Annotated in this window: 21 protein-coding genes; 20 read left to right on the top strand and 1 reads right to left on the bottom strand. The window is 53.5% G+C overall.

The window, feature by feature from the left end:
• The first annotated feature begins 2 nt into the window (after positions 1-2).
• From BB497_15175 to BB497_15135, 9 genes are all read left to right on the top strand, one after another.
• Positions 3-491, top strand: coding sequence for a 6,7-dimethyl-8-ribityllumazine synthase (locus BB497_15175; GenBank protein AVI63953.1), 489 nt, complete (start codon positions 3-5; stop codon positions 489-491).
• Positions 488-991, top strand: coding sequence for a N utilization substance protein B (locus BB497_15170; GenBank protein ID AVI63952.1), 504 nt, complete (start codon positions 488-490; stop codon positions 989-991). Before BB497_15175 ends, BB497_15170 begins: the two co-directional genes overlap by 4 nt.
• A gap of 34 nt (positions 992-1,025) precedes the next feature.
• Complete coding sequence (locus BB497_15165; GenBank protein AVI63951.1) at positions 1,026-2,003, top strand: thiamine-phosphate kinase; 978 nt, start codon at positions 1,026-1,028, stop codon at positions 2,001-2,003.
• Complete coding sequence (locus BB497_15160; GenBank protein ID AVI63950.1) at positions 2,000-2,473, top strand: phosphatidylglycerophosphatase; 474 nt, start codon at positions 2,000-2,002, stop codon at positions 2,471-2,473. The genes BB497_15165 and BB497_15160 overlap by 4 nt, the downstream gene beginning before the upstream one ends.
• A gap of 131 nt (positions 2,474-2,604) precedes the next feature.
• Positions 2,605-3,858, top strand: a complete 1,254-nt coding sequence (locus BB497_15155; protein AVI63949.1) for a hypothetical protein — start codon at positions 2,605-2,607, stop codon at positions 3,856-3,858.
• 122 nt (positions 3,859-3,980) lie between these two features.
• The gene (locus BB497_15150) at positions 3,981-6,458 is read left to right on the top strand and encodes an endopeptidase La (protein ID AVI63948.1); all 2,478 of its coding nucleotides are present in this window, start codon (positions 3,981-3,983) and stop codon (positions 6,456-6,458) included.
• A gap of 185 nt (positions 6,459-6,643) precedes the next feature.
• Positions 6,644-8,803: a chemotaxis protein gene (locus BB497_15145; GenBank protein ID AVI63947.1), complete on the top strand. Its 2,160-nt coding sequence runs from the start codon at positions 6,644-6,646 to the stop codon at positions 8,801-8,803.
• A gap of 269 nt (positions 8,804-9,072) precedes the next feature.
• The gene (locus BB497_15140) at positions 9,073-10,917 is read left to right on the top strand and encodes a dihydroxy-acid dehydratase (GenBank protein ID AVI64373.1); all 1,845 of its coding nucleotides are present in this window, start codon (positions 9,073-9,075) and stop codon (positions 10,915-10,917) included.
• A 76-nt stretch (positions 10,918-10,993) separates the two neighbouring features.
• Positions 10,994-12,049 (top strand): oxidoreductase, encoded by a 1,056-nt coding sequence (locus BB497_15135; GenBank protein ID AVI63946.1) that lies wholly within the window; start codon positions 10,994-10,996, stop codon positions 12,047-12,049.
• A gap of 76 nt (positions 12,050-12,125) precedes the next feature.
• Here BB497_15135 and BB497_15130 read toward each other — a convergent pair whose 3' ends face one another.
• Positions 12,126-12,740 carry an ADP compounds hydrolase NudE gene (locus BB497_15130; GenBank protein AVI63945.1) on the bottom strand — a complete coding sequence of 205 codons (615 nt, stop codon included), beginning with the start codon at positions 12,738-12,740 and terminating at the stop codon, positions 12,126-12,128.
• 70 nt (positions 12,741-12,810) lie between these two features.
• Here BB497_15130 and BB497_15125 point away from each other — a divergent pair, with 70 nt between their 5' ends.
• The 11 genes from BB497_15125 (at position 12,811) to BB497_15075 (ending at position 24,645) form a co-directional block, all read left to right on the top strand.
• Positions 12,811-13,473, top strand: a complete 663-nt coding sequence (locus BB497_15125; protein AVI63944.1) for a haloacid dehalogenase — start codon at positions 12,811-12,813, stop codon at positions 13,471-13,473.
• A 26-nt stretch (positions 13,474-13,499) separates the two neighbouring features.
• Positions 13,500-13,889 carry an RNA-binding protein gene (locus tag BB497_15120; GenBank protein AVI63943.1) on the top strand — a complete coding sequence of 130 codons (390 nt, stop codon included), beginning with the start codon at positions 13,500-13,502 and terminating at the stop codon, positions 13,887-13,889.
• 66 nt (positions 13,890-13,955) lie between these two features.
• Positions 13,956-14,831 carry a molecular chaperone Hsp33 gene (locus BB497_15115; protein AVI63942.1) on the top strand — a complete coding sequence of 292 codons (876 nt, stop codon included), beginning with the start codon at positions 13,956-13,958 and terminating at the stop codon, positions 14,829-14,831.
• Positions 14,832-15,143: 312 nt separating this feature from the next.
• Positions 15,144-16,700 (top strand): phosphoenolpyruvate carboxykinase (ATP), encoded by a 1,557-nt coding sequence (locus BB497_15110; protein ID AVI63941.1) that lies wholly within the window; start codon positions 15,144-15,146, stop codon positions 16,698-16,700.
• 125 nt (positions 16,701-16,825) lie between these two features.
• Positions 16,826-17,323 (top strand): peptide-methionine (R)-S-oxide reductase, encoded by a 498-nt coding sequence (locus BB497_15105; GenBank protein ID AVI63940.1) that lies wholly within the window; start codon positions 16,826-16,828, stop codon positions 17,321-17,323.
• Between the two features lie 112 nt (positions 17,324-17,435).
• On the top strand, positions 17,436-19,802 hold the full coding sequence (locus tag BB497_15100; GenBank protein ID AVI63939.1) for an RNA-binding transcriptional accessory protein: 2,367 nt from the start codon (positions 17,436-17,438) through the stop codon (positions 19,800-19,802).
• Between the two features lie 142 nt (positions 19,803-19,944).
• Entirely contained in the window at positions 19,945-21,585 is a 1,641-nt protein-coding gene (locus BB497_15095) for a glutamate--cysteine ligase (protein AVI63938.1), read from the top strand.
• A complete protein-coding gene (locus BB497_15090) occupies positions 21,582-22,082 on the top strand; it encodes a dihydrolipoamide acetyltransferase (protein AVI63937.1) in 501 nt (166 codons plus the stop codon). Before BB497_15095 ends, BB497_15090 begins: the two co-directional genes overlap by 4 nt.
• A 139-nt stretch (positions 22,083-22,221) precedes the next feature.
• Positions 22,222-22,710, top strand: coding sequence for an anti-RNA polymerase sigma 70 factor (locus tag BB497_15085; GenBank protein ID AVI63936.1), 489 nt, complete (start codon positions 22,222-22,224; stop codon positions 22,708-22,710).
• Between the two features lie 258 nt (positions 22,711-22,968).
• A complete protein-coding gene (locus BB497_15080; protein ID AVI63935.1) occupies positions 22,969-23,589 on the top strand; it encodes an anthranilate/aminodeoxychorismate synthase component II in 621 nt (206 codons plus the stop codon).
• A gap of 36 nt (positions 23,590-23,625) precedes the next feature.
• Positions 23,626-24,645: an anthranilate phosphoribosyltransferase gene (locus BB497_15075; protein ID AVI63934.1), complete on the top strand. Its 1,020-nt coding sequence runs from the start codon at positions 23,626-23,628 to the stop codon at positions 24,643-24,645.
• The last annotated feature ends 8 nt before the right edge of the window (positions 24,646-24,653 follow it).

The raw sequence follows: 24,653 nt of genomic DNA, 5'->3' as shown, positions 1-24,653 counted from the left end.
TGATGCAATCCCTTTCGCAAGTTGAAGGCACTTTTGTAGATGTTGATGGCCGCTATGTCATCGTCGTTGGGCGGTTTAACCACCATGTGGTGGATAGCTTGGTGGAGGGTGCGGTCGATAGCCTGACCCGCCACGGTGTTGATGCTGAAAACATCCACATTGTTCACGTGCCCGGCGCCTGGGAACTGCCGCTGGCGGTAAAGCGCGTGCTTAAAGTCATGCAGCCTGATGCGGTGATTGCCTTGGGCGCGGTGATTCGTGGTGGAACGCCTCACTTTGAATACGTAGCGGGTGGCTGCAACACAGCGATGAACCATCTCCAGCTTGAGTTTGATACACCGGTGGCAAACGGTGTATTGACGGTTGAGTCTATTGAGCAGGCCATCGAGCGTGCGGGTACCAAAGCCGGTAATAAAGGTACTGAAGCAGCCATGGCCGCGATGGAAATGGTCTCGCTGCTGCGTGCGCTGCCGTTAGGAGACAACCAATGAGCGAGCGTAGTGAGCGTAAGCCCTCTGCTGCGCAGCAAGGGCGCCACGCCGCACGTGAGTTGGCGGTTCAAGGGCTTTACCAGTGGCAAATGACCGGTAAATCCATCACCACTATTGAAGCTGAGTTCCGTAGCCAAGTGGCTGATGACGATCTGGAAGATCACGAAAACTGGGTCAAGGTAATGGAAATTGCCGACAAAGCGCTTTTCCATGAGCTGTTGCACAATACGGTGCGTTTTAAGGCAGAACTCGATCGTGAAATATCCCCGTTGCTGGATCGCCGTTTAGAGGATCTGGACTCGGTGGAGCTAGCGATTCTGCGTTTGGGTGCTTACGAGCTTTCCCACCGGATGGAAGTGCCGTACCGTGTAGTGATCAACGAAGGCGTTGAGCTGGCTAAGTCATTTGGCGCCACCGACGGCCATAAGTACGTGAATGGCATTCTTGATAAGCTGGCAAACCGCTTACGTAGTGCCGAAGTCAGCGCTCGCCGTTTGTAAGCGAGCGGCCTGATCAAGCGTTTAAGGGGCCTTTGTGCTTGCCGAATTTGAATTGATTCGACGCTATTTTATGTCGCCGCAGGAGGCGCAAGCGACTGACGGCGTTGCTCTTGGAAATGGCGACGATGCCACGCTATTGGTGCCCAAGGCAGGGCAGCAACTGGCGGTCAGCGTCGATACGTCCGTTATCGATGTCCACTTTCCCAGCGATGCCCCCGCCTATGCGCTAGGGCACCGCGCTCTTGCCGTTGCGTTAAGCGATTTGGCCGCGATGGGGGCAACCTCGCGCTGGTGCCTAATGGCGCTAACCCTCGATCAGCGGGTATTTGCAGAGCATGCCGCCGCTGAACAGTGGCTAGCGGACTATGCAAAAGGGTTTCATAACCTTTGTCATCAGCATGCTACAACGCTGGTGGGGGGCGATGTTACCTCTGGGGCGCTAACCATCGGCGTTACCGTGATGGGTGAAGTGCCCGCAGGTGAAGCGATGACCCGCGCCGGTGCTAAGCCGGGTGATGTGATTGCGGTAACCGGCGCATTAGGCGGTGGTGCGGGCGGTTTGGCGTATTGGCAACAGGGGGAGCGAGACTTATCGCACCCCTTACTGCAGCGTTATTTGTTGCCTGAGCCCCGGCTTGCAGCAGGCGCTGCGCTTCGTGGCATTGCCACGGCAGCCATGGATATCTCCGATGGGCTGCTGGCAGATCTCGCCCACCTGCGTACTGCCTCAAAGGTGGGTGCGGTACTTGATTTAGAGGCGATTCCGTTAGCGGAAGGGTTGGTAGAGCAGCGTGGGCTTGATGCTGCTCGTCAAGCGGCTCTTTCAGGCGGCGACGACTATGAACTTCTGGTAACGCTTGCCCCTGATGACGTAACGCGTGCCCAGGCATGCCTTGCCAGTATAGGCCTGCCGCTTACCGTGATAGGGCGCTGCTGTGAAACGCCGGGGGTGAGAGGAATTGATGCCACCGACTATGCAGGCTGGCAGCACTTTAGTGGGGGTGAGGTATGAACCGTGCGCCCGCCAGTGTTTGGCGCAGGCCAACCCACTTTTTTGCTTTCGGTCTGGGGAGTGGCACCGCTCCGTGGGCGCCCGGTACCTTCGGTACTCTAGCGGCAATTCCTTTTTATTGGATAATGGCCGATCTACCCCTGGTATGGTATTTAAGCTTGGTGATGGCCGCCTTTGTTGTAGGCGTTTGGCTCTGTGAGAAAACGTCGCAAGACTTAGGGGTACATGACCACTCGGGTATTGTGTGGGATGAGTTTGTTGGTTACTGGATTACCATGGCGGCGGTGCCTTTTTCCTGGGAAGCCGCACTTTGGGGCTTTATCGTCTTTCGCATTTTTGATGTCTTTAAGCCTTGGCCTATCCGCTGGGCAGACCGACGGGTAGCGGGCGGTTTCGGCATTATGATTGATGACGTAATGGCAGGGATTTACGCCTGGAGTACCATGCACCTCTGGTTTTGGCTGCACTAGGTTTGGCTGCAAGAGCTTGGGTTGTACTGGGTTTACATGTACTTTTTGGGCTGATTGTTTTAACTGTGCTGGCCTGAACAGATAGGTAACGTTGGCTCTGCTCGCCATTTTGGGCTGTTAAAGGAGAGGGCATGCGCAAGGAACGTCTGATCGCTCCCGTTCTCGCCGTCATCGCTGTTGCATGGATGGTGGCGCAACTGCTTTCGAGCGTGCTGTTTGAGCGCAGCCTTCGCCAAGCGCTTGAAGACCTCGAGGCACGGGGGGAGTGGCGGGTGAGCCGTACGGAAAGCCACCAAGGATGGTTAACATCGCAGGGAAGTTTATTGCTTTCGCCGCTGCTTGGTCGTCCTTGGCGACTAGAGATAAGCTACCGTGCGCGCCATGGAATTTTAAGTACCGATGTGGAGGGCACAATACTGCCGCGCTTAGATAGCGTTCTGCAAAAAGCGGTGGGTGAAGTATCAGCGCCTTCAGTGCCTCGCTGGCAGGGCCGTTATCATACGCTCAGCGGTTATAGCGAGCTGCGGTTAGCACTGGCCCCGTTTGTTATTCAACAAAATGGCCGCGAGCTAGACGTGCGCGGTGCGCGCATACGTCTTGAAGGCGTATTTGGTGATTGGCATACCCGCGTGCTGCTGGATCAATTAACCTTAACGGATGGGCTGGCCCAGCTAACCCTTGGCCCTAGCGTATTGGAAAGTCGCTATACCTACATTGAAGATGCCTACCATTTTGCCCAGCGCGACCATCTGCATATCGAAAACTTAGCGATGCGTTATCCCGCTTATGATGTTCAGGTAGCGCCTCTGGATGTGCACAGCTATATGGTGCTTGATGAGAGTGAGCTGCGCCTTAAAGGCGAGCTTATTGTGGGTGAAGTGCGCGTGCCCAGTGAAGCCCCTGAAACACCTCTGTTTAGCGGCAGAGTGGAAGCAGAGCTTTCTCGCCTTAACGCGGATGCCGTGCGGCAAACTATTCGGCGTTTACGCCAAGAGGCTGCCTGGGGAGATACCAGCTTGCCGATGGCAGAAGGATTACTGGCCCGTTTGGAGCCAGACTTGCTGCAAGTATTAAGCGATTCGCCTCGCTTGGATGTGCCGGTCGTCATCATTGACAGCCCGTTATTGGGGCTGAGCGTTGAGGCGGATGGCGCGCTGTTTTTTGATGCTCGCAATCTTAATGAACTAAGTATTGCGGCCCTAGAAAAGCCTGAGGAGCGAGCACGTTGGCTTGAGCGTATCGACGGCGATTTTATTTGGCATGATGCCCCTACCGTAGCTGCGCTATGGCTAGGCCTGCCGCTGGGAACCCGAGAGCTGCAGTTTGACGTGGTACGAGGGGGGTGGCGGGTAAACGGTCGGCCGATACCCGCTTTATGGCCGTAACTGTATTGCTTTAAGCCATCGTAAAGGGTTGAAGTTTTGGCTTTGTGCCCGCATTCCACAAGGCATATCAAGCAGTGACAGTTGCTAGTGACTGTTGCTTGTTACTGTGGATTGGAGGGCGCATGAGCGACCAAGATTACGACCGCGATCACGAAGATCTTGATTGGCTAACCGATGGCGAGCCACAAGAGTCCCACCAAGAGCCCTCTGAAAGTGAAACGCTCTCTGAAAATAAAGAGCACCGTTCCGACGGCGAACGGGTAAATTCGCTGGTGCCTGCCAGCGAAATGCTGCCAGAGCGTATTTATCTCCTACCGATTCATAATCGTCCTTTCTTTCCTGCTCAAGTCCAGCCGTTGGTTATTAACCGTGAGCGCTGGGAAGAGACCATGCGTCGAGTGGGCAACACACCGCACCACACCATTGGGGTTGCGTTTGTCGGTGAGCAGGGCGTGGATTCGCTTGACCATGACCGTTTTCCCGCGATTGGGACTGCCGTCAAAGTACATAAGCTCAAGAGCGAGGATCAGCAGATCCAGTTTATCGCTCAGGGGCTGCAGCGTTTTAAAATTACCCGCTGGCTTTCCAAAGAGCCGCCCTATTTAGTTGAAGTGACTTACCCAAAAGAGCCGGTTGACGCGGAGAATGAAGAGACCCGTGCTTATGCCATGGCGATTATCAACGGCATTAAAGAGCTGCTGCCGATTAACCCGCTCTATGGCGAAGAGTTAAAACACTATCTCAACCGCTTTAGCCCTCATCAACCAGGGCCATTGACCGATTTTGCCGCTGCCATTACCTCCGCTAAAGGCCCAGAGCTTCAGGATGTGCTGGCCACCCTGTCGGTGGAAGAGCGGATGCAGAAAGTGTTGCCGCTGCTGCGTAAAGAGATTGATGTGGCGCTGTTGCAGGGCGAGATCAGTGAGCAGGTGAATGCCCAGATGCAGGAGCGCCAGCGAGAGTTCTTCCTGCGTGAGCAGCTGAAGGTCATTCAGCGCGAGCTAGGCATCTCAAAAGACGACCGCGAAAACGATGTTGATACCTTCAAGCAGCGCCTGGAGTCGCTGGTCGTGCCTGAACGCGTCCAGAGCCGCATTGACGACGAACTAAATAAGCTCAGCGTGCTGGAAACCGGCTCTCCAGAGTACGGCACAACGCGTAACTATTTAGACTGGCTAACGTCACTGCCTTGGGGTGTCACCAGCCAGGATAAGCTAGACCTTGCTACAGCCCGTGAGGTGCTAGACCGCGATCACGATGGTTTGAAAGACGTTAAAGAGCGAATTATTGAATTCCTCGCGGAAGGTACTTTTAAAGGCGATGTAGGTGGCTCTATTGTGCTGTTGGTTGGCCCGCCAGGAGTGGGTAAAACCTCAATAGGACGCTCGATTGCTGAAGCGCTTGGCCGTGAGTTTTATCGTTTTTCAGTGGGTGGTATGCGCGATGAAGCTGAAATTAAGGGCCACCGACGCACCTATGTAGGTGCCATGCCCGGCAAGCTGGTGCAAGCCTTTAAAGAAGTTGAAGTTGAAAACCCAGTGATTATGCTGGATGAGATTGACAAGCTCGGCCAATCGTTTCAGGGTGACCCTGCCTCTGCGTTGCTTGAAGTGCTAGACCCTGAGCAAAACGTCGACTTTCTTGATCACTATCTGGACGTGCGAATGGATCTTTCCAAGGTTCTGTTCGTGTGTACGGCCAATACCTTGGACTCTATCCCAGCCCCGTTGTTGGACCGTATGGAGCAGATACGCTTGTCAGGCTATATCGCTGAAGAGAAGCTGCAGATTGCTAAACACCACCTTTGGCCTAAGCTGCTTAAGCGCGACAATTTGCCGAAAAAGCGCATTAACTTAACCGACGCTGCGCTTAAACAGGTGATTGACGGCTACGCCCGGGAAGCGGGTGTTCGTCAGTTAGAAAAACAGCTACACCGTATTGTGCGTAAGGCGGCAGTTAAGCTGTTAGAAGAGAAGCTAGAGACGGTAAAAATTTCGGTTAAAAACCTGGAAGAATTTTTAGGTGCGCCCCTTTTCCGTAAAGAAAAAGTGCTTAAAGGTGAAGGGGTGGTCACCGGGCTTGCCTGGACCTCCATGGGAGGCGCCACATTGCCGATTGAAGCCGGTAAAGTGCACGCCCTAGACCGCGGGTTTAAACTCACCGGTAAGCTGGGCGATGTAATGAAAGAGTCCGCTAATATCGCCTATAGCTACACCTTGGGCCATTTGGCTGAGTATGGCGCGGATGCGGACTTTTTTGACTCCGCATTTGTGCACCTTCACGTACCTGAAGGCGCCACACCCAAAGATGGCCCCTCTGCCGGGGTAACGATGACGACGGCACTACTTTCGCTGGCCAAGCATCAGGCAATTAAGCGGCCGCTAGCCATGACCGGAGAGCTGACACTAACTGGGCAGGTGCTACCCGTAGGAGGAATCCGTGAAAAAATCATTGCCGCACGGCGTAGCGATATTTTCGAGGTGATTTTGCCTGACGCTAATCGCCGGGACTATGAAGAGTTACCCGACTATTTAAAAGAGGGCATGACGGTACACTTTGCCAACCGTTACCGTGATGTCGCTAACGTAGTGTTTAGCTAGCTAAGACTTAGTTTATAATTCGACCGTTTAAATCAAGCGCCATTCTATAAAGAATGGCGCTTTTTTACATTTGTTTACTAGTTAAATTAAGAGAAGACACAGGATAATACCTGCCAATATAAAAGAGCTCCTGATTCGCGAAAAAGCTTTCAGCAGTTTCTAAATTATAACCCTGGGGAACCTGAATGCGTAATAATCAACCCATCACGCAACGTGAATACGCGCTGGACGATGAAACGGTTTTAATTTCTCGTTCTGACTTAAAAGGCAATGTGACTTACGCAAACGCTGCGTTTGTGGAAGTTAGTGGCTATACGCGAGATGAGTTGATGGGGGCGCCTCACAACCTGATTCGCCACCCAGATATGCCAGAAGCGGCCTATGCTGATTTTTGGAAAACTATACAGGCTGGTGGTACTTGGCAGGGGACAGTCAAAAATCGTCGTCAAAACGGCGATCACTACTGGGTTAATGCCACTGTCGCACCACTAAGGGATGGAGATCGCATTGTTGGTTATACCTCATTACGGCGCAAAGCTTCGCCGAAGCGTATTGCTTTGGCCGAAAGAGTGTACGCCGAGATTCGTGAGAAGGGTAAGTCTCGCCGCTATACGCTTTCAGAAGGGCAGCTAAAACGCCGTGGGATTGGCGGTTTTTTTACGCGTTTTCAGCTAACCAGTTTAAAAGCTAAGCTCACCGGCATGGTTATTGCCTCGCTGCTACTGCTGGCATTGGCTGGTGGGTTAGGGATTTTTGGTTTGGTGCAGTCAGGGGATCGCTTGGAAACACTGAACCGTTCTGGCCTCGAGGCCGTAACGAATCTTCAGCGTATCGAGCGGCATGTAGGGCAGGCGGTTGAAGTGATTGAACCTGCTATTCGCAATCCAAGGCGGGTTGATTTAGAGGCTGTTGCCGACACAACGGGTGGGCATACCCAAGTCATTGAAAGGTTGTGGGGTGAGTACCTTGCTGACAATGATTCGGGGGAAGAGAGTGTACAAGCGTTTGATGCTGCGGTGGTCACTTGGCGCAGCGGTATTGATAGAGCGCTTGCTGCTGTCATGGAAGCCAATGGGTTTGCAGCGTTTGAAGCTTTTAACGACAGCGTTCAGCCAACCACCGAAATACTTCGCGAGGCGATTAGCCAGCTCGTTAGCCAAGAGCGCGTTAATGCCGAAGCGCTAGTGGCTGAGGCGAAGCAGGGGCGTCAGCAAATGCTGATTGCTCAGCTGGTGTTGATGGCGGTAGGGCTATTGGTGATGGTGGGGCTTAGTTTTGTCATTCTCAAATCGGTATTTCGCAGTTTAGCAGGCGCGCGGCACATGACGTTTCAAATTGCGGCGGGCAACCTTGCCGCGCGGGAGCGTCGTCAAACGAATGATGAGTTAGGCGAGCTGCTCTATTCCTTGGATACCATGCGCTTTAGCTTAGCGAGCATTGTCGGCGATGTAGAAAACCGTGTTTCAGTGGTGACGCCAGCAGTTCAGCAAATTGCCACTGAAAACGAAGAGCTTGCCTCGCGCACGGAGCAGCAGGCGTCATCGCTTCAGCAAACCGCCTCAAGCATGGAGGAGATGACCTCAACGGTGCAGCAGAATACCGAAAATGCCCGTCAGGCTACCGAGCTTGCTGCGCAGAATGCTGTCAGTACCCGCGATACCCAAGCGCAAATGGAGCAGCTGGTTGAACGGATGCAGCGCATCGCACAGCGTGCCGAAAAAATGACCGAAATGATCGGGGTGATCGACGGTATTGCCTTTCAAACTAATATTTTGGCACTTAATGCGTCTGTTGAAGCAGCCCGTGCGGGTGAGCATGGCCGAGGGTTTGCGGTCGTTGCTAGCGAAGTACGTATGCTTGCTAGCCGGAGTGCGGACGCTTCACAAGAAATTCGTAAGATGATTGATAGCACCACTCAAGAGGTAAGCGGTGGCCGTACCGCCGTTGAGCAGGCGGAAAAAGCGATCGAAAACGTTATGCAGCAGGTGAGTCGCGTAAGTGAGTTGATGGAGTCGATTAGCACCGCTTCCAGTGAACAGAGCAGCGGTATTGGGCAGATTAATACAGCAATTGCCGAAATGGACAACGTCACTCAGCAAAATGCGACGAAGGTACAGAGCATTGCCGCCTCCGCAGATAACTTGGCGATAGAAGCCTTCGAGTTGGCAAACGTTGTTGACGCGTTCCGGTTAGAAGGTGCCCAGGAAGAAAGCATTCAAGCCGCACGTGAAAAGCTTAACCAAGTTAACCAAGCGCTGCGTAAAGCATCGCTCAACTTGCCTGCCGCCAGATCCTCGTCTGCGCCCGCCCGCTCTCAAAGCACGCAGAACTGGGACGAGTTTTAATTAATGAATGTGCCGCTCAACGTTCATAGGAGGAGCCTGAAGGAGTAACTTAGCGCTGGTACTTTTTGTTTAGAAGATCGACTACGTTCATGCCACCTTCGGGTGGCATGTTTTATGCAGTGTATTAGGCCGAAGGTGTGTAAAAGTGAGTGTTGGTTGCCCTCACCATCTAGTCTCTACGGTTCGCTCATGCCACAATTCAAAGCCGCTGGATTCATTTGCCTGCTGCCACGAATGTGGCAGGCCACGATAAAGATGTAGAGGACACCATGCCCGAGTATCGCTCCCGTACTACCACTGCTGGCCGTAATATGGCCGGTGCCCGTGCCCTTTGGCGTGCTACGGGTATGAAGGATGACGATTTCCATAAGCCCATTATTGCAGTGGCTAACTCGTTTACTCAGTTTGTACCGGGCCATGTTCACTTAAAAGACATGGGGCAGTTAGCTGCCCGTGAGATAGAAAAAGCGGGTGGTGTTGCCAAAGAGTTCAACACCATTGCGGTGGATGACGGCATTGCCATGGGCCACGATGGCATGCTCTATTCGCTGCCAAGCCGAGATATTATTGCCGACAGCGTTGAGTACATGTGCAACGCACACTGTGCTGATGCCTTGGTGTGTATTTCCAACTGCGACAAAATCACCCCCGGAATGCTGATGGCCGCGATGCGCCTGAACATTCCGGTCATTTTTGTTTCCGGTGGCCCCATGGAAGCGGGTAAAACAAAGCTGTTAGATCACGGCCTTGACCTGGTTGATGCGATGGTAATGGCGGCCGATGACAGCGTGGATGATGAAACCCTTGCCGAAGTAGAGCGCAGCGCATGCCCCACGTGTGGCAGTTGCTCCGGTATGTTTACAGCTAATTCCATGAACTGCTTAATGGAAGCGCTTGGGTTAGCGCTGCCCGGCAATGGCACGGTGCTGGCTACTCACTCAGACCGCCGTCGACTGTTTGAAAATGCCGGACACCGGATTGTCGAACTCGCTAAACGTTTCTACGAAGGTGAAGAAGTCCACCTGTTGCCCCGTGCCATAGGTAACAAAGCCGCCTTTAAAAATGCCATGACGCTGGATATCGCCATGGGTGGCTCCACGAACACTATTCTGCATCTTCTGGCCGCCGCCCAAGAAGCCGAGGTGGACTTCTCCATGGCGGATATCGACCGTCTTTCTCGCGAAGTGCCGCAGCTGTGTAAAGTGGCGCCCAATACCCAGAAGTATCATATTGAAGATGTTCACCGCGCCGGGGGCATCATGGCGATTCTGGGCGAGCTCGACCGTGCGGGAGTATTGGATACATCGGTTCCCACCGTTTATGGCGACAGTCTGAAAGCAGCATTGGATGAGTGGGATATCATGCGCTCACCAAGCGCAGAGGTCGTGGAGTTCTTCAAAGCAGGCCCCGGAGGCGTGCCCACCCAAACGGCGTTTTCGCAAAGCGCTCGTTGGCCAAGTTTGGACGGTGACCGCGCCACGGGCTGTATTCGTGATTTGGAACATGCCTTTTCCCGCGAAGGCGGCTTGGCCGTGCTATATGGCAATATTGCGCTCGATGGTTGCGTCGTGAAAACGGCAGGCGTTGATGACTCTCTTCTGGTGTTCGAGGGCAAAGCCCACGTGGTGGAGTCACAAGACCAAGCCGTTGCCAACGTATTAGATGGCAAAGTGAAAGAGGGCGATGTGGTCGTCATTCGCTACGAAGGCCCCAAAGGTGGCCCCGGTATGCAGGAGATGCTTTACCCGACCTCCTACCTTAAGTCGAAAGGTTTGGGTAAGGCCTGCGCGCTGCTGACCGATGGCCGCTTCTCCGGTGGTACATCCGGTCTCTCGATTGGACATGTCTCTCCTGAAGCCGCGGCAGGTGGTGCGATTGGTTTGGTCGAGCAAGGTGACACCATCCTGATCGATATTCCTAACCGCACCATCAACGTACAGCTCAGTGATGCAGAGCTGACCAAGCGCCGGGAAGCCATGGACGCTAAGGGCAAAGACGCCTGGAAACCGGTTGAAGAGCGCCCTCGGAAGGTGACTCCCGCGCTAAAAGCCTATGCGCTGCTCGCCACTTCCGCCGATAAAGGCGCGGTGCGCGACCTCTCCAAGCTAGATTAATTGCGTCATAACAGCCCGTCTCGTACGGGCTGTTCTTTTTGCCAACCGTGAACCGTCAAATCAACTAAGGATTGTAATGAAGGCGATCATCAACGTTGGCCTTGTTGGCTATGGCTTCGCAAGCAAAACCTTCCATGCCCCGCTGATTCAAGCGACTGAAGGGCTGGATCTAGTGGCGGTTTCCTCAAGCGATGCGGACAAGGTGAAGGCGAATCTGCCCAATGTGGAAATAGAAAGCCAAGCGCTGGCGCTATGTAAGCGACCAGACCTTGATCTAGTTGTGATTCCCACCCCAAACGATACCCACTTCCCCTTAGCTAAAGCGGCACTCTTAGCGGGTAAGCATGTCGTGGTCGATAAGCCATTCACCGTGACACTCTCAGAGGCAAAACAGTTAAAAGCCCTAGCGGTGGATAAAGAGAGGCTGATATCGGTCTTTCACAACCGCCGCTGGGATAGCGACTTTCTGACCATTCAGGCGCTGCTAAAGGAAGGCACGCTGGGGCGTATGATAGGGTTTGAGTCGCGCTTTGATCGCTTTCGCCCTGAAGTACGCGACCGCTGGCGTGAAAAAGCCACGCCAGGTGGCGGTATTTGGTACGACCTAGGCCCGCACCTGTTAGATCAGGCTTGCGAGCTATTTGGGATGCCTAGCGCCATTTTACTGGAGTTAGCCATGCGACGTGACGGTGCCAAAGCGGATGACGATTTCCTCGCTTTGCTGGAGTACGACGGCTTTCGGGTTAGCTTAAGTGCCGGTACGCTAGTAGCCGAGCCGACGCCGCGTTTTCGCATCCACGGCACCAAAGGTAGCTACACCAAATATGGTCTTGACCCCCAAGAAGAGCGCTTAAAGGGTGGCGAAATACCTACCCCGCACTGGGGAGTGGATGCTCCTGGTGCATTGGTGCTCAACGAAGATGAAAGCGAGTCCGTGTCTATTCAGCATCGCGAGCACCCCACGCTGCCGGGGAACTACCTTGCTTACTATCAAGGGGTTGCGGCCGCCTTACGTGATAGCGCTCCGCTGCCGGTAAATATCGACGATGCCCTGCGTACTATGATGCTTCTGGAGGCGGGCCTGGATAGCCATCGGCAGCGGCGTTGGATAGCGCTCAAGCACCATTTGTAAAAAAACGTTTGTAAAAAAAGCGTTTGTGAAAAGCTCAGGGTGGCCGATGGCGCCCTTGTTTTAATCCCTTTCCGCCTCAGAGTAAATCCATCGCGCTGTCACGCTTCTCTTCGCGCAGTTTGTCTCTAGCGATGTACAGTGCAGCGATGGCACGGGCCTCGTGGAAATCCTCCCGGAGCAGCAGCGCGGGTAACTCTTCAAGGGCGTGGGTTTCGACAATTAGTGGCTCGGGTTCATCCCCCGGTAGTCGTTTAGGGTATAAGTCAGTGGCGAGCAGTACCTGCATGCGGTGACGCATATAATTAGGCGCTAAGGAAAGCTCTACCAACGGTTCAATGCAGTGGGCACCGAATCCGCACTCCTCCATAAGTTCGCGGTTGGCCGCGGTGACGATATCTTCGCCAGGGTCTACCAATCCTTTAGGTAGCGTTAGTACATAATCTTCAAACCCGGCGGCGTATTCACGAATAAGCAGCACGTGCTCTGGGTCGGGCATGGCAATAATCATAACAGCGCCACGGTCAGCGCCGGTCAAGCGTTCAAACTGGCGCTCTTCACCATTTGAGAAGCGTAAGTCTAGAGATTCAATATGAAATAAACGGCTTCTTGCCACGCTCTGGCGGGCCAAAATCTGTGGCTTGCGCGGGTAGCCGGTTAGGGTCTCGCCTGACGATTGATCGCTATTAGACATCGTGCCTCCGTGGCTGCAAAAAACGGGTTACGCTACAATAGCACGCTTACTCTTTAAGACTGGAGCGGCAATGATTGATTGGCGCGGGATCGATACCGTCCTACTCGATATGGACGGCACCCTGCTGGATCTGCATTTCGACAGCCATTTTTGGCTGGAGCATTTGCCCCGGCGCTATGTGGAGCTTCACCAGCTTGATATCGCCAGCCAAGAAGAGCTGCGGGCACGCATTATTGGTGAGCAGGGCACGCTCAATTGGTACAGCCTAGCGTATTGGAGTCGTGAACTAGGGGTAGATATTGTAGCGTTAAAGCAGGAAGTGCAGCATTTGATTGGCCTGCGCAGTGACGCGTTAGACTTTCTAAAATGGCTAAAGAACGCCCATCCACGCGTGGTGCTTGCCACCAACGCTGACCGTGCTAGCTTAGCCTTAAAGTTACCGCTCACAGGGTTGGAAAACTACTTAGATGCCATCATCTCCTCAGAAGATGTTGGGGCTGCCAAAGAAGAGCAGGCCTTTTGGTTTGCCCTTCAAGAGCGGGAGCCTTTTAACCCGTCGCGTACACTGTTTATCGATGACAATGCGAGCGTACTGGAAAGTGCCCGCGAGTTTGGTATTAAGCACCTGTTAGGTATCAAGCAGCCCGATAGCCGGCGGCCTGAAAAAGAACTACAGGAATTTATCGCCCTAGACCGGTTTGCCCAGCTACTGCCAAATAATTTGCCGGGGTAGGGTTCATAAACCTTTGGAGAGCGTTAATGAGTGATAGCGTTCGCTTGGATAAGTGGCTGTGGGCCGCCCGTTTTTTTAAAACCCGCGCCTTGGCTAAAAAAGCGATTGAAGGCGGTAAGGTGCATTATGACGGCGCACGGGTGAAAACCAGTAAAGCCGTAGAACTAGGTGCTTTAATACGCGTGCCGCAAGGGTGGGATATCTATGAGGTGGAAGTGACTTCGCTGTCCGACCAGCGTCGTGGTGCCCCCGAGGCGCGCAAGCTCTATGCAGAAACCGAAGAGAGTTCTCAGCGCCGGGCTAAAGAAGCCGAAGCGCGACGCCTAACCAACGAAGCTATGCAGCACCCTCTTAAGCGCCCTGATAAAAAGCAGCGTCGTGATATTCAACGCTTTCAGCGTCACGGGAGTGACTGAGAGGTTCAGCCAATACGCTGATTTCCTCAGGCACTTTTATTCTTTTTCCCTTTCATACGGTTTTTTATGTCTGATCAAATCCAGCGTTTCCTGTTTGACCAAACCAACGTGCGCGGCGAAATTGTTACGCTTGCCGAAGCCTATCAAGAGGTGCTTGACCGCCACGCTTACCCTGCCGCTGTTAATGAGCTACTTGGCGAGCTGTTGGCTGCCGTGGCGCTGTTAACCGATACCATTAAACTAGATGGCACGCTAAGCATTGAAGTCCGCGGACAAGGGGCGTTGGCACTGTTAATGGCAGAGTCTAACCCTGGTGGTGAACTGCGCGCCATTGCTCGTATTGGAGAAGATGCAGCGCTGCCGAGTGAGTACGCAAGCTTCCGTGAGCTGGTGGGTGAAGGCCAAATTGTGATTACCCTCGACCCACGAGAAGGGCATCGCTACCAGGGCATTGTCGCGTTAGACCACAGTACTCTGGGCGGCTGTCTTGAGGCTTACTTTGGTCAGTCGGAGCAGCTGCCGACGCGGTTATGGCTTGCGGCGGACGGCAAGCGGGCTGGGGGGCTGTTACTGCAGCGCTTGCCCGATGCTTCGCAGAATCAGGACGTGGATGCTTGGGAGCGCAGTGTTGTGTTGGCTGACACGATTAAGTCCGATGAGCTGCTTGGCCTTGAGCAGCGTGAAGTGCTTTATCGGCTATATCATGAAGAGACCGCACGGGTCTTCGAGCCTAAAGCGCTACGCTTTGGGTGCACCTGCTCTCGAGAGCGGATGAGCCACGCGCTTTACACCTTAGGACAAGAAGAGTTGCTTGATATTTTGCGCGAGCAGGGCGTCATTGATACCCAATGCCACTTTTGCCATACGAAATATCACTACACGGCAGCGGATATTGAAATTTTGTTAGATGACCCAGGTGCGTCCCCTCCGGTGATTCACTAGTTATGTAGTCGCCCTGGTAGATAGGTGTGCAAAAGATGTTTAACTGCCATGCTAGGCACAGCAATGGATATAGCAAGCCTGCTAAACGGTTGTTTGAATAAATATTGCGGTGCAGCACAAAATAGTACACAAATGTAGTAGTTTAACTACAAGACATTTGCTCAAAACCCCCGTTTCCCGGGGGCTTTCTTTTTGTCATAATGCGCCGGACTTAAGCGCGTCCAGCCCCCTTTATCGTGGCTGGGCTGACCATTTAAGGCGTCGGTGACGCCCGGTAAACGAGAGAAACGGCCTTAAGGCCCAGGAATCGACATGACCACGACTCAAGCCGCTCCCCAAGCCCACGTCAATCTCAGCAGCGCCGAACTGATCGAGCGCGCCGTGGCCCGTGGTGAAGGCCGCCTGTCGGCTAACGGTGCCCTGGTGGTTAACACCGGCCTACGCACAGGGCGTTCACCGAAAGACCGCTTTATCGTCGATGAACCTTCTACCCGCGACAGCATTGACTGGGGTAGCGTTAACCGTCCGTTCGACGCTGAAAAATTCTCAACGCTGTGGGCACGCGTAGAAGACTACCTGGGTAGCCGTGAGCATTTCGTTGCTGAACTACACGTAGGTAGTGACTCGACTCACTATCTGCCAGTGCGTGTTTCCACTGAGACCGCTTGGCAAAACCTGTTTGGTCGCACCATGTTTGTGCGTCCTCAGGCCTACAACCAAGCGGCCAAAGATGAGTGGACAATTCTTAACGCAGCCGGTTTTGAGTGTGACCCTAGCCGTGATGGTACTAACTCAGACGGCTGCGTAATTATCAATTTTGCCGAGCGCAAAGTGCTAATTGCCGGTATGCGTTACGCCGGCGAAATGAAAAAAGCCATGTTCTCGGTGCAGAACTTCCTGCTGCCTGCTGCTGACGTGCTGCCGATGCACTGCTCTGCCAACGTTGGGGAAGATGGCGAAACCTGCCTGTTCTTCGGCCTTTCTGGTACGGGCAAAACGACGCTTTCTGCCGACCAGGCTCGCTACTTGATTGGTGACGACGAGCACGCTTGGGGCGACGGTATCGTCTTTAATATGGAAGGCGGTTGCTACGCTAAGTGTATCGACCTTTCCGAGAAGAACGAGCCGGTTATTTGGAATGCTATTAAGTTCGGCACCGTACTGGAAAACGTTGTACTCAACGACCGCCGTGAGCCGGCTTACGCTGACGACAGCCTGACCCAGAACTCCCGTGCCGCCTACCCGCTGGAGCACGTTGAAAAACGCGTACCGGAAAACCTGGCCGGCGAGCCGAACGCAATTGTCTTCCTAACGTGCGATATGTCGGGCGTGCTGCCACCGGTATCGATTCTTTCCAAAGAAGCGGCCGCGTACCACTTCCTTTCGGGCTATACCGCGAAGGTCGGTTCTACTGAAATGGGCTCTTCTGAGGGCTTAGCTGCCACATTCTCGACCTGCTTTGGTGCGCCTTTCTTCCCACGTCCTGCGCGTGAATACGCTGATCTTTTGATCAAGCGCGTTGAAAAGAAAGATGCTCAGGTCTATTTGGTTAATACCGGCTGGACTGGCGGTGCTTACGGAGAGGGCGGCTCACGCTTCTCGATTCCGACTACCCGCGCGATTATCAGCGCGATTCAGTCGGGTATCCTGCGCGATGTGGAAACCAAACACATTGATGGTTTGAACCTGCAGGTACCGGTTGCCGTGCCGGGCGTAGACTCTAGTCTGCTCGACCCTCGTGAAACTTGGGCCGACCGTGATGCGTATGATCGCCACCTGCGCGATTTGGCAACCAAATTCGTCGATAACTTCAAGAAATTTGAGGGCGTTAACGATGCGATTCTGAAAGCTGGCCCGCAGCTGACCTAAGGTTTGCATAAATATTTGGCTTGTCGAACGTTTGGATAACTAAGCGGTCGTAGAAGGGGCAGTGCTGAGGCACTGCCCCTTTTTTGTGGTCTATTCATTTCATGTCTTCGATGGGAGCTGCGCTTATGAAACGGCGTCAATTTTTAGGTTTGGCTGGCCTAACCGGATTAGCGGGTGCACTTCCAGGTGTATCGTATGGTTTTCCACGTTTGAATCTTGAGGCAGCCCCCGGTATTGAAAAACTGACACTGAGTGAAGAGGCGTGGCGAGAGCGTCTTTCCGACGATGCCTTTTATGTGCTTCGTAAAGAGGGCACTGAGCCCTCTTTCTCTAGTCCATTAGATAGCGAAGTGAGGGATGGGGAGTACCGCTGCGCTGGGTGTGATTTGCTGCTTTTTACCAGTGCCATGAAATATGATTCAGGCACGGGTTGGCCAAGCTTTTACACCCATATAGAAGGTCATCTTCTCTCTAAATTAGATTTCAAGATGATATGGCCCAGAACCGAATATCACTGCGCCCGCTGCGAAGGTCATCAGGGGCACGTGTTTAACGACGGGCCAGAGCCTACAGGCCTACGCTGGTGTAACAACGGCGTAGCCCTGCGTTTTGTGCCTACTTAAAGGCTTGTTGCTTGCTTTAAAGTAGCGTCACTCGTGGCCAACCCATGCCGCCGCTGTGGGTTTGTGATACCTTGTTGGCACTTAAAAATGCTGCATGAGTTAGTTGCAATTTATGGATGTCAATCAGCGTATTATTTCCCGCCTAGCGACTGAGCTAAGCGTACGTCTCGAGCAAGTATCCGCCACGGTCGCACTTTTAGATGGCGGCGCTACCGTGCCTTTCATTGCCCGCTACCGTAAAGAAGTCACCGGCGCATTAGACGATATCCAGCTTCGCCAACTCGATGAGCGTCTGCGCTATCTGCGCGAGCTTGAAGAGCGCCGCACGGCGGTACTCTCTGCCATTGATGAGCAGGGCAAGCTTGATGCCACGCTAAAAGCCAGCATTGACGCTGCTGAGACCAAACAGCGCCTTGAAGATCTATACCTACCGTTTAAGAAAAAGCGCCGCACCAAAGCGCAAATTGCTCGCGAAGCAGGCCTTGAGCCGTTGGCGGATGCGCTACTTGCTAACCCATCCCTTAATCCAGAAAGCGAAGCAACCCACTATCTGCGTCCCGCAGAGGGCGATATCCCCGCCATTGAGGATGCTAAAGCCGCGTTAGATGGTGCTAAACAGATTTTGATGGAGCGCTTTGCAGAAGACCCCGAGTTGATTGGTCAACTGCGCGAGCGCCTCTGGCAAGAGGGCGAGCTAAGTGCCCGCGTGTTAGATGGCAAGCAGCAGGAAGGTGCCAAGTTCGCCGACTATTTCGAGCACGATGAAAAAATCGCCAAAGCGCCATCTCATCGCGCCTTGGCGATGTTCCGAGCGCGTAATGAAGGAGTGCTCAGCCTGTCGATACGTCTTCCCGGCGAAGAGGAAGCCCCGATACACCCTGCCCAGGTCGCCATTGCCAAACAGTTTGGTATTAGTGATCAAAGCCGCCCAGCGGATAAATGGTTAGCTGAAGTAGTGCGCTGGACCTGGCGAGTGAAGCTCTATACGGCGCTTGAGACCGAGCTGTTAGGGCGTCTGCGGGAACAGGCTGAGCTAACAGCGATTGAAGTATTTGCAGCTAACTTAAAAGACTTGCTGTTGGCAGCGCCAGCAGGTCAAAAAGTGACGCTTGCCATTGATCCAGGGTTAAGAACTGGTTGTAAGGTAGCGGTGGTTGATGCGACGGGGCAGTTCGTTGATCAAGCCACTATTTATCCCCATGCGCCGCAAAACCGCTGGGATGAGTCGCTGGGTGTCTTGGCGAAGCTTGTTAAGCAGCACGATGTTCAGTTGATTGCCGTGGGTAACGGCACCGCAAGCCGCGAAACCGATAAGCTGGCGGGTGAGCTACTGAAAGCATTAGCGCCGGCATATCGTTTGAGCAAAGTGATGGTGTCTGAAGCGGGTGCTTCGGTTTACTCTGCGTCTGAATATGCCTCCCGTGAGTTGCCGGATCTTGATGTGACCGTTCGGGGCGCTGTCTCTATTGCCCGCCGTTTGCAAGATCCACTCGCAGAGCTGGTTAAAATTGAGCCTAAATCCATTGGTGTAGGCCAATATCAACATGATGTTTCCCAGGTGCAGCTGTCACGTAGCCTGGAAGTTGTCATAGAAGACTGTGTTAACGCGGTTGGTGTGGATCTCAACACTGCGTCTAGCGCACTGCTTTCTCGCGTGGCAGGCCTGAGCGCGGCGATTGCCGAGAATATCGTGGCCCAGCGCAATGACCAAGGCGCGTTCAAAAGCCGTAAAGAGCTGTTAGAGGTTAGCCGCCTGGGGCCAAAAACCTTTGAGCAGTGTGCCGGCTTCTTGCGCATCAGCAATGCTGAAAACCCATTGGATGCCAGCGCTGTTCACCCCGAGGCTTATACCCTGGTGGAGCGCATTGCCAAGCAGAATCGTCGGGATGTAAAGGGCTTGATTGGTGACAGCGCTACCTTAAAAGCGCTTAAGCCCGCTGATTTTGCCGACGAGCGTTTTGGCGTGCCCACGGTGAGCGATATTCTAAAAGAGCTGGATAAGCCGGGGCGCGACCCGCGCCCTGAGTTTAAAGCCGCTGAGTTCCGCGAAGGCGTTGAAACTCTGAAAGACTTAAAACTGGGAATGGTGTTGGAAGGCACTGTGACCAACGTGACTCACTTTGGCGCCTTTGTGGATGTGGGCGTTCACCAAGACGGACTCGTACACATTTCAGCGCTTTCTGACCGCTTTATCGACGATCCGCGCAGCGTGGTTAAGGCGGGCGATATTGTCAGCGTCAAAGTAATGAGCGTGGATATTTCCCGCAAGCGGGTAGGGCTTTCCATGCGCTTGGACGATGAACCAGAACAGCAAGCCCAAGCTACGGCCAGCGGCACGGTTAACCACGAACCACGCAAACCACCGCGCAGTAGTCGACAGGGTAACCAGCAACAGGGCAGCCAGCCCAAGCCAAATGAGGCCCCCGCGGCCATGGGAGCATTAGGCGCAGCGCTGCTTAAAGCAAAGCAGGGCAAATAGTCGCGTGTCTTGAAAAAAACAGGATTGCCGCCATATCCTGCTTTCTGTTCTCGCTAGAAAGCATGAAAAACGACCATGGCAATGCCAGCTGATTTCACCAAGGCCTGCTTATGGCGGGCCTTACTGACAAGGAGTGTTCACCTTGCCTGAACCTCTCACTGTGCCATCTTCGCTAACTGCTCAGGTTGAGCGCTTGCTGCCTAGCGCTCGGCTAGGGCGGTTAGGTCGCCTGCGTCGCGGGCTGGAAAAAGAAGGGCTGCGGGTTGATGCCAATGGTCATATTGCCCAAACGCCGCATCCCCAGGCGTTAGGCTCTAAATTAACGCATCCGCATATCACTACCGACTACTCAGAAGCACTGCTTGAGTACATAACGCCGGTTTACTCAGAGCCACGTGAAGCATTGGCGTTCTTATCAGACCTGCATACCTTTACTTATCATCACCTAGACAATGAGTGGATATGGCCCGGCAGTATGCCTTCGCGGCTGTCGGGCAATGAAAGCGTGCCGATAGCTGACTATGGCAGCTCTAATGTTGGCACCATGAAGCATGTCTATCGAAAAGGGTTGGATGTGCGCTACGGGCGCATAATGCAGGCAATTGCAGGTGTGCATTACAACGTCTCGCTGCCAGAAGATATGTGGCACGCTCTGCGTGAGATGGAAAAAGCCACGAACATTCCCTTTAACGATTATCGCTCCACCCGTTATTTCGGCATGATTCGGCATTTTCGGCGTCATAGCTGGCTGCTGCTCTATCTGTTTGGTGCCTCACCGGCCATTGATAAGAGCTTTTTACCTGAAGGTAAAGTGCCTGAAAAGCTACAGTCACTCAGCGACGATACCTACTTTGCGCCGTATGCGACGACCCTGCGGATGTCGGATTTGGGCTACCAGAATAAAGTACAATCGCAGCTAAAAATTTGCTTTAACTCGCTGTCTAACTACGTTAACACGCTGCGTCATGCGATCTCTTCTCCGTGGCCTGACTATGAAAAGCTAGGCGTAAAAACCGGCGAAGAGTGGCATCAGCTAAACGCCAATATTCTGCAAATTGAGAACGAATATTACAGCGATATTCGTCCCAAACGGGTAGCCAAGCACAATGAAACGCCCAGTCAAGCGCTTGAAGCGCGTGGGGTTGAGTACATAGAAGTGCGCTGCCTGGATTTAAACCCTTTCGACCCGCTAGGCGTTACCGAAACGCAGATGCGTTTTGTCGACACTTTTTTGATGTGGTGCCTGCTGAGCGATAGCCCCTGGATCTCCGATGAGGAGTGCGACCGCCTGGATGACAACCGCCGTTTGGTGGTAGAGCGCGGCCGCGACCCGGCGCTAACGCTAATACATAACTGTGAAACCACCACCGTGCGAGCGTGGGGCGAACAGATATTTGCAGAACTAGGCGAAGTCGCACGCCTGCTGGATGCAGTGGAAGAGGGCACCCCTCATGCCGCCGCGCTAGAAGCGTTAGCGCCACGACTGAAGGATCCATCATTGACGCCGTCAGCGCAGATGCTGGCTCGTCTACAAGAGGGTAATGGTTCGCTGAGTGATGCGTTATTAAGCCTAGCGAAAGAGCAGGCGGATAAGCTTAAAGCAACGCCGATGCTGCGCTCCCGTGAGGCGCTGTTGGCACAGCTCATTGAAACCTCCCACCAGCAGCAGCGGGATATCGAAGCCGCTGATCAAGAAAGTTTTAGCGAGTTTCTAAGCAGCTATTTTGCCAAAGCGCGTGAGTCTCGTGCGCTTTCGGCTATCTCATCAGAGGATAGCCAATGAGCGCCGCTTCTATTCGCCCCGCTGCGCTAGTCGGTGTTGCATTCTGCGTTGTCATGATGGCGGTCGCCCTGGCCCTTGAGCATATTGCCGGGCTTGCCCCCTGCCCATTGTGTATTTTTCAGCGTGTAGCGGTGATAGCCGCTGGGCTAGTGTTGGCCGTCGCCGCGATACATAACCCCCGTGGTCGTATAGGTAAGAGCGTTTATGGCGCGCTTGGGGGAATCGCGGTAGGTGTCGGCGCGTTTATTGCCGGTCGTCACGTTTGGTTGCAGAGCCTGCCCGCTGACCAAGTCCCCTCATGCGGTCCTGGCCTGGACTACATGATGGATATCCTGCCTATGCAGGAAGTAGTCGCTATGGTGCTCACTGGTTCTGGAGAGTGCGCCGAAATTGACTTTATGCTGTTAGGCCTTTCGCTACCCGCGTGGACTTTGGTGGGCTTTTTAATCTTAGCTATCGCACCGCTGCGTATTTTGTGGGTGGCCATCAAGCGCTAGTTAAGCATTCATACGCGGCCAGCCTATAGATAGATTGGCCTTTAGTATCATGGAAACCGTACCTGCTGGGATTGACAGGGTTAGATGGAAAGGCGAGTCTAGCCTTATCAAAGGTGGTTATCTGCAAGGAGAAAACCCCATGCTCGAAGATTGCAAAAATGCCCTGGAGCGCTGGGGGGGCGTGCACAGTTTGATTGACCGTTGGCTGGATCAACGTCGCGCGCTTTTGGTTAGCTTTATCGAACTGAAAGACGCCTGCGATGCTGAATTGGAAGCGGTTAGCAAAGCGCGTGTTGATGTCTTCAGTGAGCTGTTAATGGATTATATCAGCGCCGGGCATTTTGAAATTTACCCTCAGCTAGCGGAAGAGGCCAAAGCGTTCAACGACGAAAGCGCTTTGCTAATTGCCTCGAAGCTGCTGGAGCGGCTAGAAATGTCTACTGCTATGGTGCTGGAGTTTGACGAAGACTTTGCGTCGCCGGTGCGTTGCCAGCAAAACTTGGCGCGCTTACCTGCCTGGATTGATCGACTGGCAAAAGGCCTTACCGAGCGCTTTGCGCTAGAAGACCAGTTAATTGCCCGTCTGCACGCAGCCCATAGCCCTAAGCAAGCAAAATCTCCCGCCTAAGCTTATCGAAGCAAATCAAAGCATCGTACGGCACGTTGTTGTGCGGTGCTTTTACCGCTCTATCTATGGCCGTTACTACTAATAGTCGGTTAGCCTCTTGCCTGCTTAAGGTTGCCATCTGTTTTGTTTTTATAAGTACAGGACTAGGCTTCTGGCCTAGCGATAGCGCGTGGCGGATGCATAGGTAGGGCGGTACAATCCCTGATCGGTGTTAAAGGATGAGCCTGGGTACTAGCCTGGGTAACTGCGAGTAGATAGATGGCTAATGTTGACGTTAATCAGTTGTTTAGCAAGCCTAAAGTTTTGATGATCGATAATTATGATAGCTTTACCTTCAATATCGTTCAGTACCTGAGTGAGCTTGGTGCGGAGGTAATGACCTACCGCAACGATGCGCTTACCCTTGAACAAATCGAGGCCATCGCGCCTACTCATTTGGTGATTTCACCGGGACCTTGTACGCCTAACGAAGCGGGTATTTCATTGGCAGCTATTACCCATTTTGCCGGTAAACTGCCTATTTTGGGTGTCTGCCTTGGGCACCAGGCGATTGGTCAGGTATACGGTGGTAAGGTAGTGCGTGCGCCAGAGGTTATGCATGGCAAAACGTCTGCCGTAGTGCATTGGGGGCAAGGCGTATTTAATGGGCTTGAAAACCCGCTTGAGGTAACTCGCTACCATTCGCTCGTTGTGGATGAAGTAAGCTTACCCGACTGTTTAGAGGTCACCGCCTTGACGGCAAGCGATGACGTAACGCCTGGGTTGATAATGGGTTTTCGCCATCGTAACTTGGATATTGAAGGGGTACAGTTTCATCCTGAGTCAATACTCACGCGCCAAGGTCATGCGTTATTGGCCAATTTTTTACAACGCGGCTGATCGCCAAATTCATACGCTTTAGAGGCTTTTCTGTTCATGCAAATGCGAGATGCAATTAACGCGGTGATGCGCCGCGAAGACCTCTCTTTCGATGCGATGCACGCGCTGATGCGCCAGATCATGACCGGCGAAGCCTCTGATGCGCAAATTGGTGGCCTGCTAGTGGGACTGGCCATGAAAGGCGAAAGCGCCGTGGAAATTAGCGCAGCCGCTCAGGTAATGCGCGAGCTAATGAAGCGGGTGACGCTTAGTACCGACAACGTGGTAGATATTGTGGGTACCGGTGGTGATGGCGCTAATCTGTTTAACGTCTCGACGGCAGCTAGCTTTGTGGCTGCTGCGGGTGGCGCTCATGTGGCTAAGCACGGTAACCGCAGCGTCTCTTCCTCCTCAGGTAGTGCAGATTTATTCGATATAGCCGGTATTTATCTTGACCTTAAACCGGAAGAGGTAACTCGCTGTATTGAGCAGGTGGGGGTTGGCTTTATGTTTGCTCCCAACCACCACCCCGCAATGCGTTACGCTATTGGCCCGCGCCGTGAAATGGGTGTGCGCACGCTATTTAACATTCTTGGCCCGCTGACTAACCCTGCCAGTGCACCAAACCAAGTGCTGGGGGTCTATGCTCCTGAGCTTGTGCCACTCATGGCTGAAGTGCTCAAAAAGCTTGGCAGCCGCCACGTAATGGTAGTGCATTCAGAAGATGGCCTAGATGAAATTTCCCTGGCGGCACCTACGCTGGTGGCGGAACTCAAAGAGGGCGACATTACCCAGTACACCATTACCCCGGAAGCGCTGGGTATTGAACGCCAAAGCTTAGCAACGCTGAAAGCGGCTAGCGCCGAAGACAGCCTGAGGCTGGTAAAAGCTGCGTTAAGTGGCGAAGGTGCGGCTGCGGATATGGTTGCCCTGAATGCGGGTGCGGCGCTTTACTGTGCGGGCGTTGCCGATAGCTTAAAAGAGGGCGTGATGGTAGCCCAGGATGCCCAAGCCTCCAAGCTGCCGCTTGAAAAGTTAAAAGAGCTTTCGCACTTCACCAGCGTTTTTAAAGGATAAATACTTCA

It is taken from the genome of Halomonas sp. GFAJ-1 (assembly GCA_002966495.1).
GTDB lineage: Bacteria > Pseudomonadota > Gammaproteobacteria > Pseudomonadales > Halomonadaceae > Vreelandella.
This window is presented reverse-complemented; position numbering and strand designations above follow the sequence as displayed.

What these genes read in the sequence shown, in the direction of transcription:
- BB497_15170 (AVI63952.1), top strand. Translation starts at nt 488, where the DNA reads ATGAGCGAGCGTAGTGAGCGTAAGCCCTCTGCTGCGCAGCAAGGGCGC.
- BB497_15100 (AVI63939.1), top strand. Translation starts at nt 17,436, where the DNA reads ATGGATGTCAATCAGCGTATTATTTCCCGCCTAGCGACTGAGCTAAGC.
- BB497_15160 (AVI63950.1), top strand. Translation starts at nt 2,000, where the DNA reads ATGAACCGTGCGCCCGCCAGTGTTTGGCGCAGGCCAACCCACTTTTTT.
- BB497_15155 (AVI63949.1), top strand. Translation starts at nt 2,605, where the DNA reads ATGCGCAAGGAACGTCTGATCGCTCCCGTTCTCGCCGTCATCGCTGTT.
- BB497_15130 (AVI63945.1), bottom strand. Translation starts at nt 12,740, where the DNA reads ATGTCTAATAGCGATCAATCGTCAGGCGAGACCCTAACCGGCTACCCG.
- BB497_15115 (AVI63942.1), top strand. Translation starts at nt 13,956, where the DNA reads ATGTCTGATCAAATCCAGCGTTTCCTGTTTGACCAAACCAACGTGCGC.
- BB497_15175 (AVI63953.1), top strand. Translation starts at nt 3, where the DNA reads ATGCAATCCCTTTCGCAAGTTGAAGGCACTTTTGTAGATGTTGATGGC.
- BB497_15140 (AVI64373.1), top strand. Translation starts at nt 9,073, where the DNA reads ATGCCCGAGTATCGCTCCCGTACTACCACTGCTGGCCGTAATATGGCC.
- BB497_15125 (AVI63944.1), top strand. Translation starts at nt 12,811, where the DNA reads ATGATTGATTGGCGCGGGATCGATACCGTCCTACTCGATATGGACGGC.
- BB497_15085 (AVI63936.1), top strand. Translation starts at nt 22,222, where the DNA reads ATGCTCGAAGATTGCAAAAATGCCCTGGAGCGCTGGGGGGGCGTGCAC.
- BB497_15150 (AVI63948.1), top strand. Translation starts at nt 3,981, where the DNA reads ATGAGCGACCAAGATTACGACCGCGATCACGAAGATCTTGATTGGCTA.
- BB497_15090 (AVI63937.1), top strand. Translation starts at nt 21,582, where the DNA reads ATGAGCGCCGCTTCTATTCGCCCCGCTGCGCTAGTCGGTGTTGCATTC.
- BB497_15105 (AVI63940.1), top strand. Translation starts at nt 16,826, where the DNA reads ATGAAACGGCGTCAATTTTTAGGTTTGGCTGGCCTAACCGGATTAGCG.
- BB497_15145 (AVI63947.1), top strand. Translation starts at nt 6,644, where the DNA reads ATGCGTAATAATCAACCCATCACGCAACGTGAATACGCGCTGGACGAT.
- BB497_15075 (AVI63934.1), top strand. Translation starts at nt 23,626, where the DNA reads ATGCAAATGCGAGATGCAATTAACGCGGTGATGCGCCGCGAAGACCTC.
- BB497_15110 (AVI63941.1), top strand. Translation starts at nt 15,144, where the DNA reads ATGACCACGACTCAAGCCGCTCCCCAAGCCCACGTCAATCTCAGCAGC.
- BB497_15120 (AVI63943.1), top strand. Translation starts at nt 13,500, where the DNA reads ATGAGTGATAGCGTTCGCTTGGATAAGTGGCTGTGGGCCGCCCGTTTT.
- BB497_15080 (AVI63935.1), top strand. Translation starts at nt 22,969, where the DNA reads ATGGCTAATGTTGACGTTAATCAGTTGTTTAGCAAGCCTAAAGTTTTG.
- BB497_15135 (AVI63946.1), top strand. Translation starts at nt 10,994, where the DNA reads ATGAAGGCGATCATCAACGTTGGCCTTGTTGGCTATGGCTTCGCAAGC.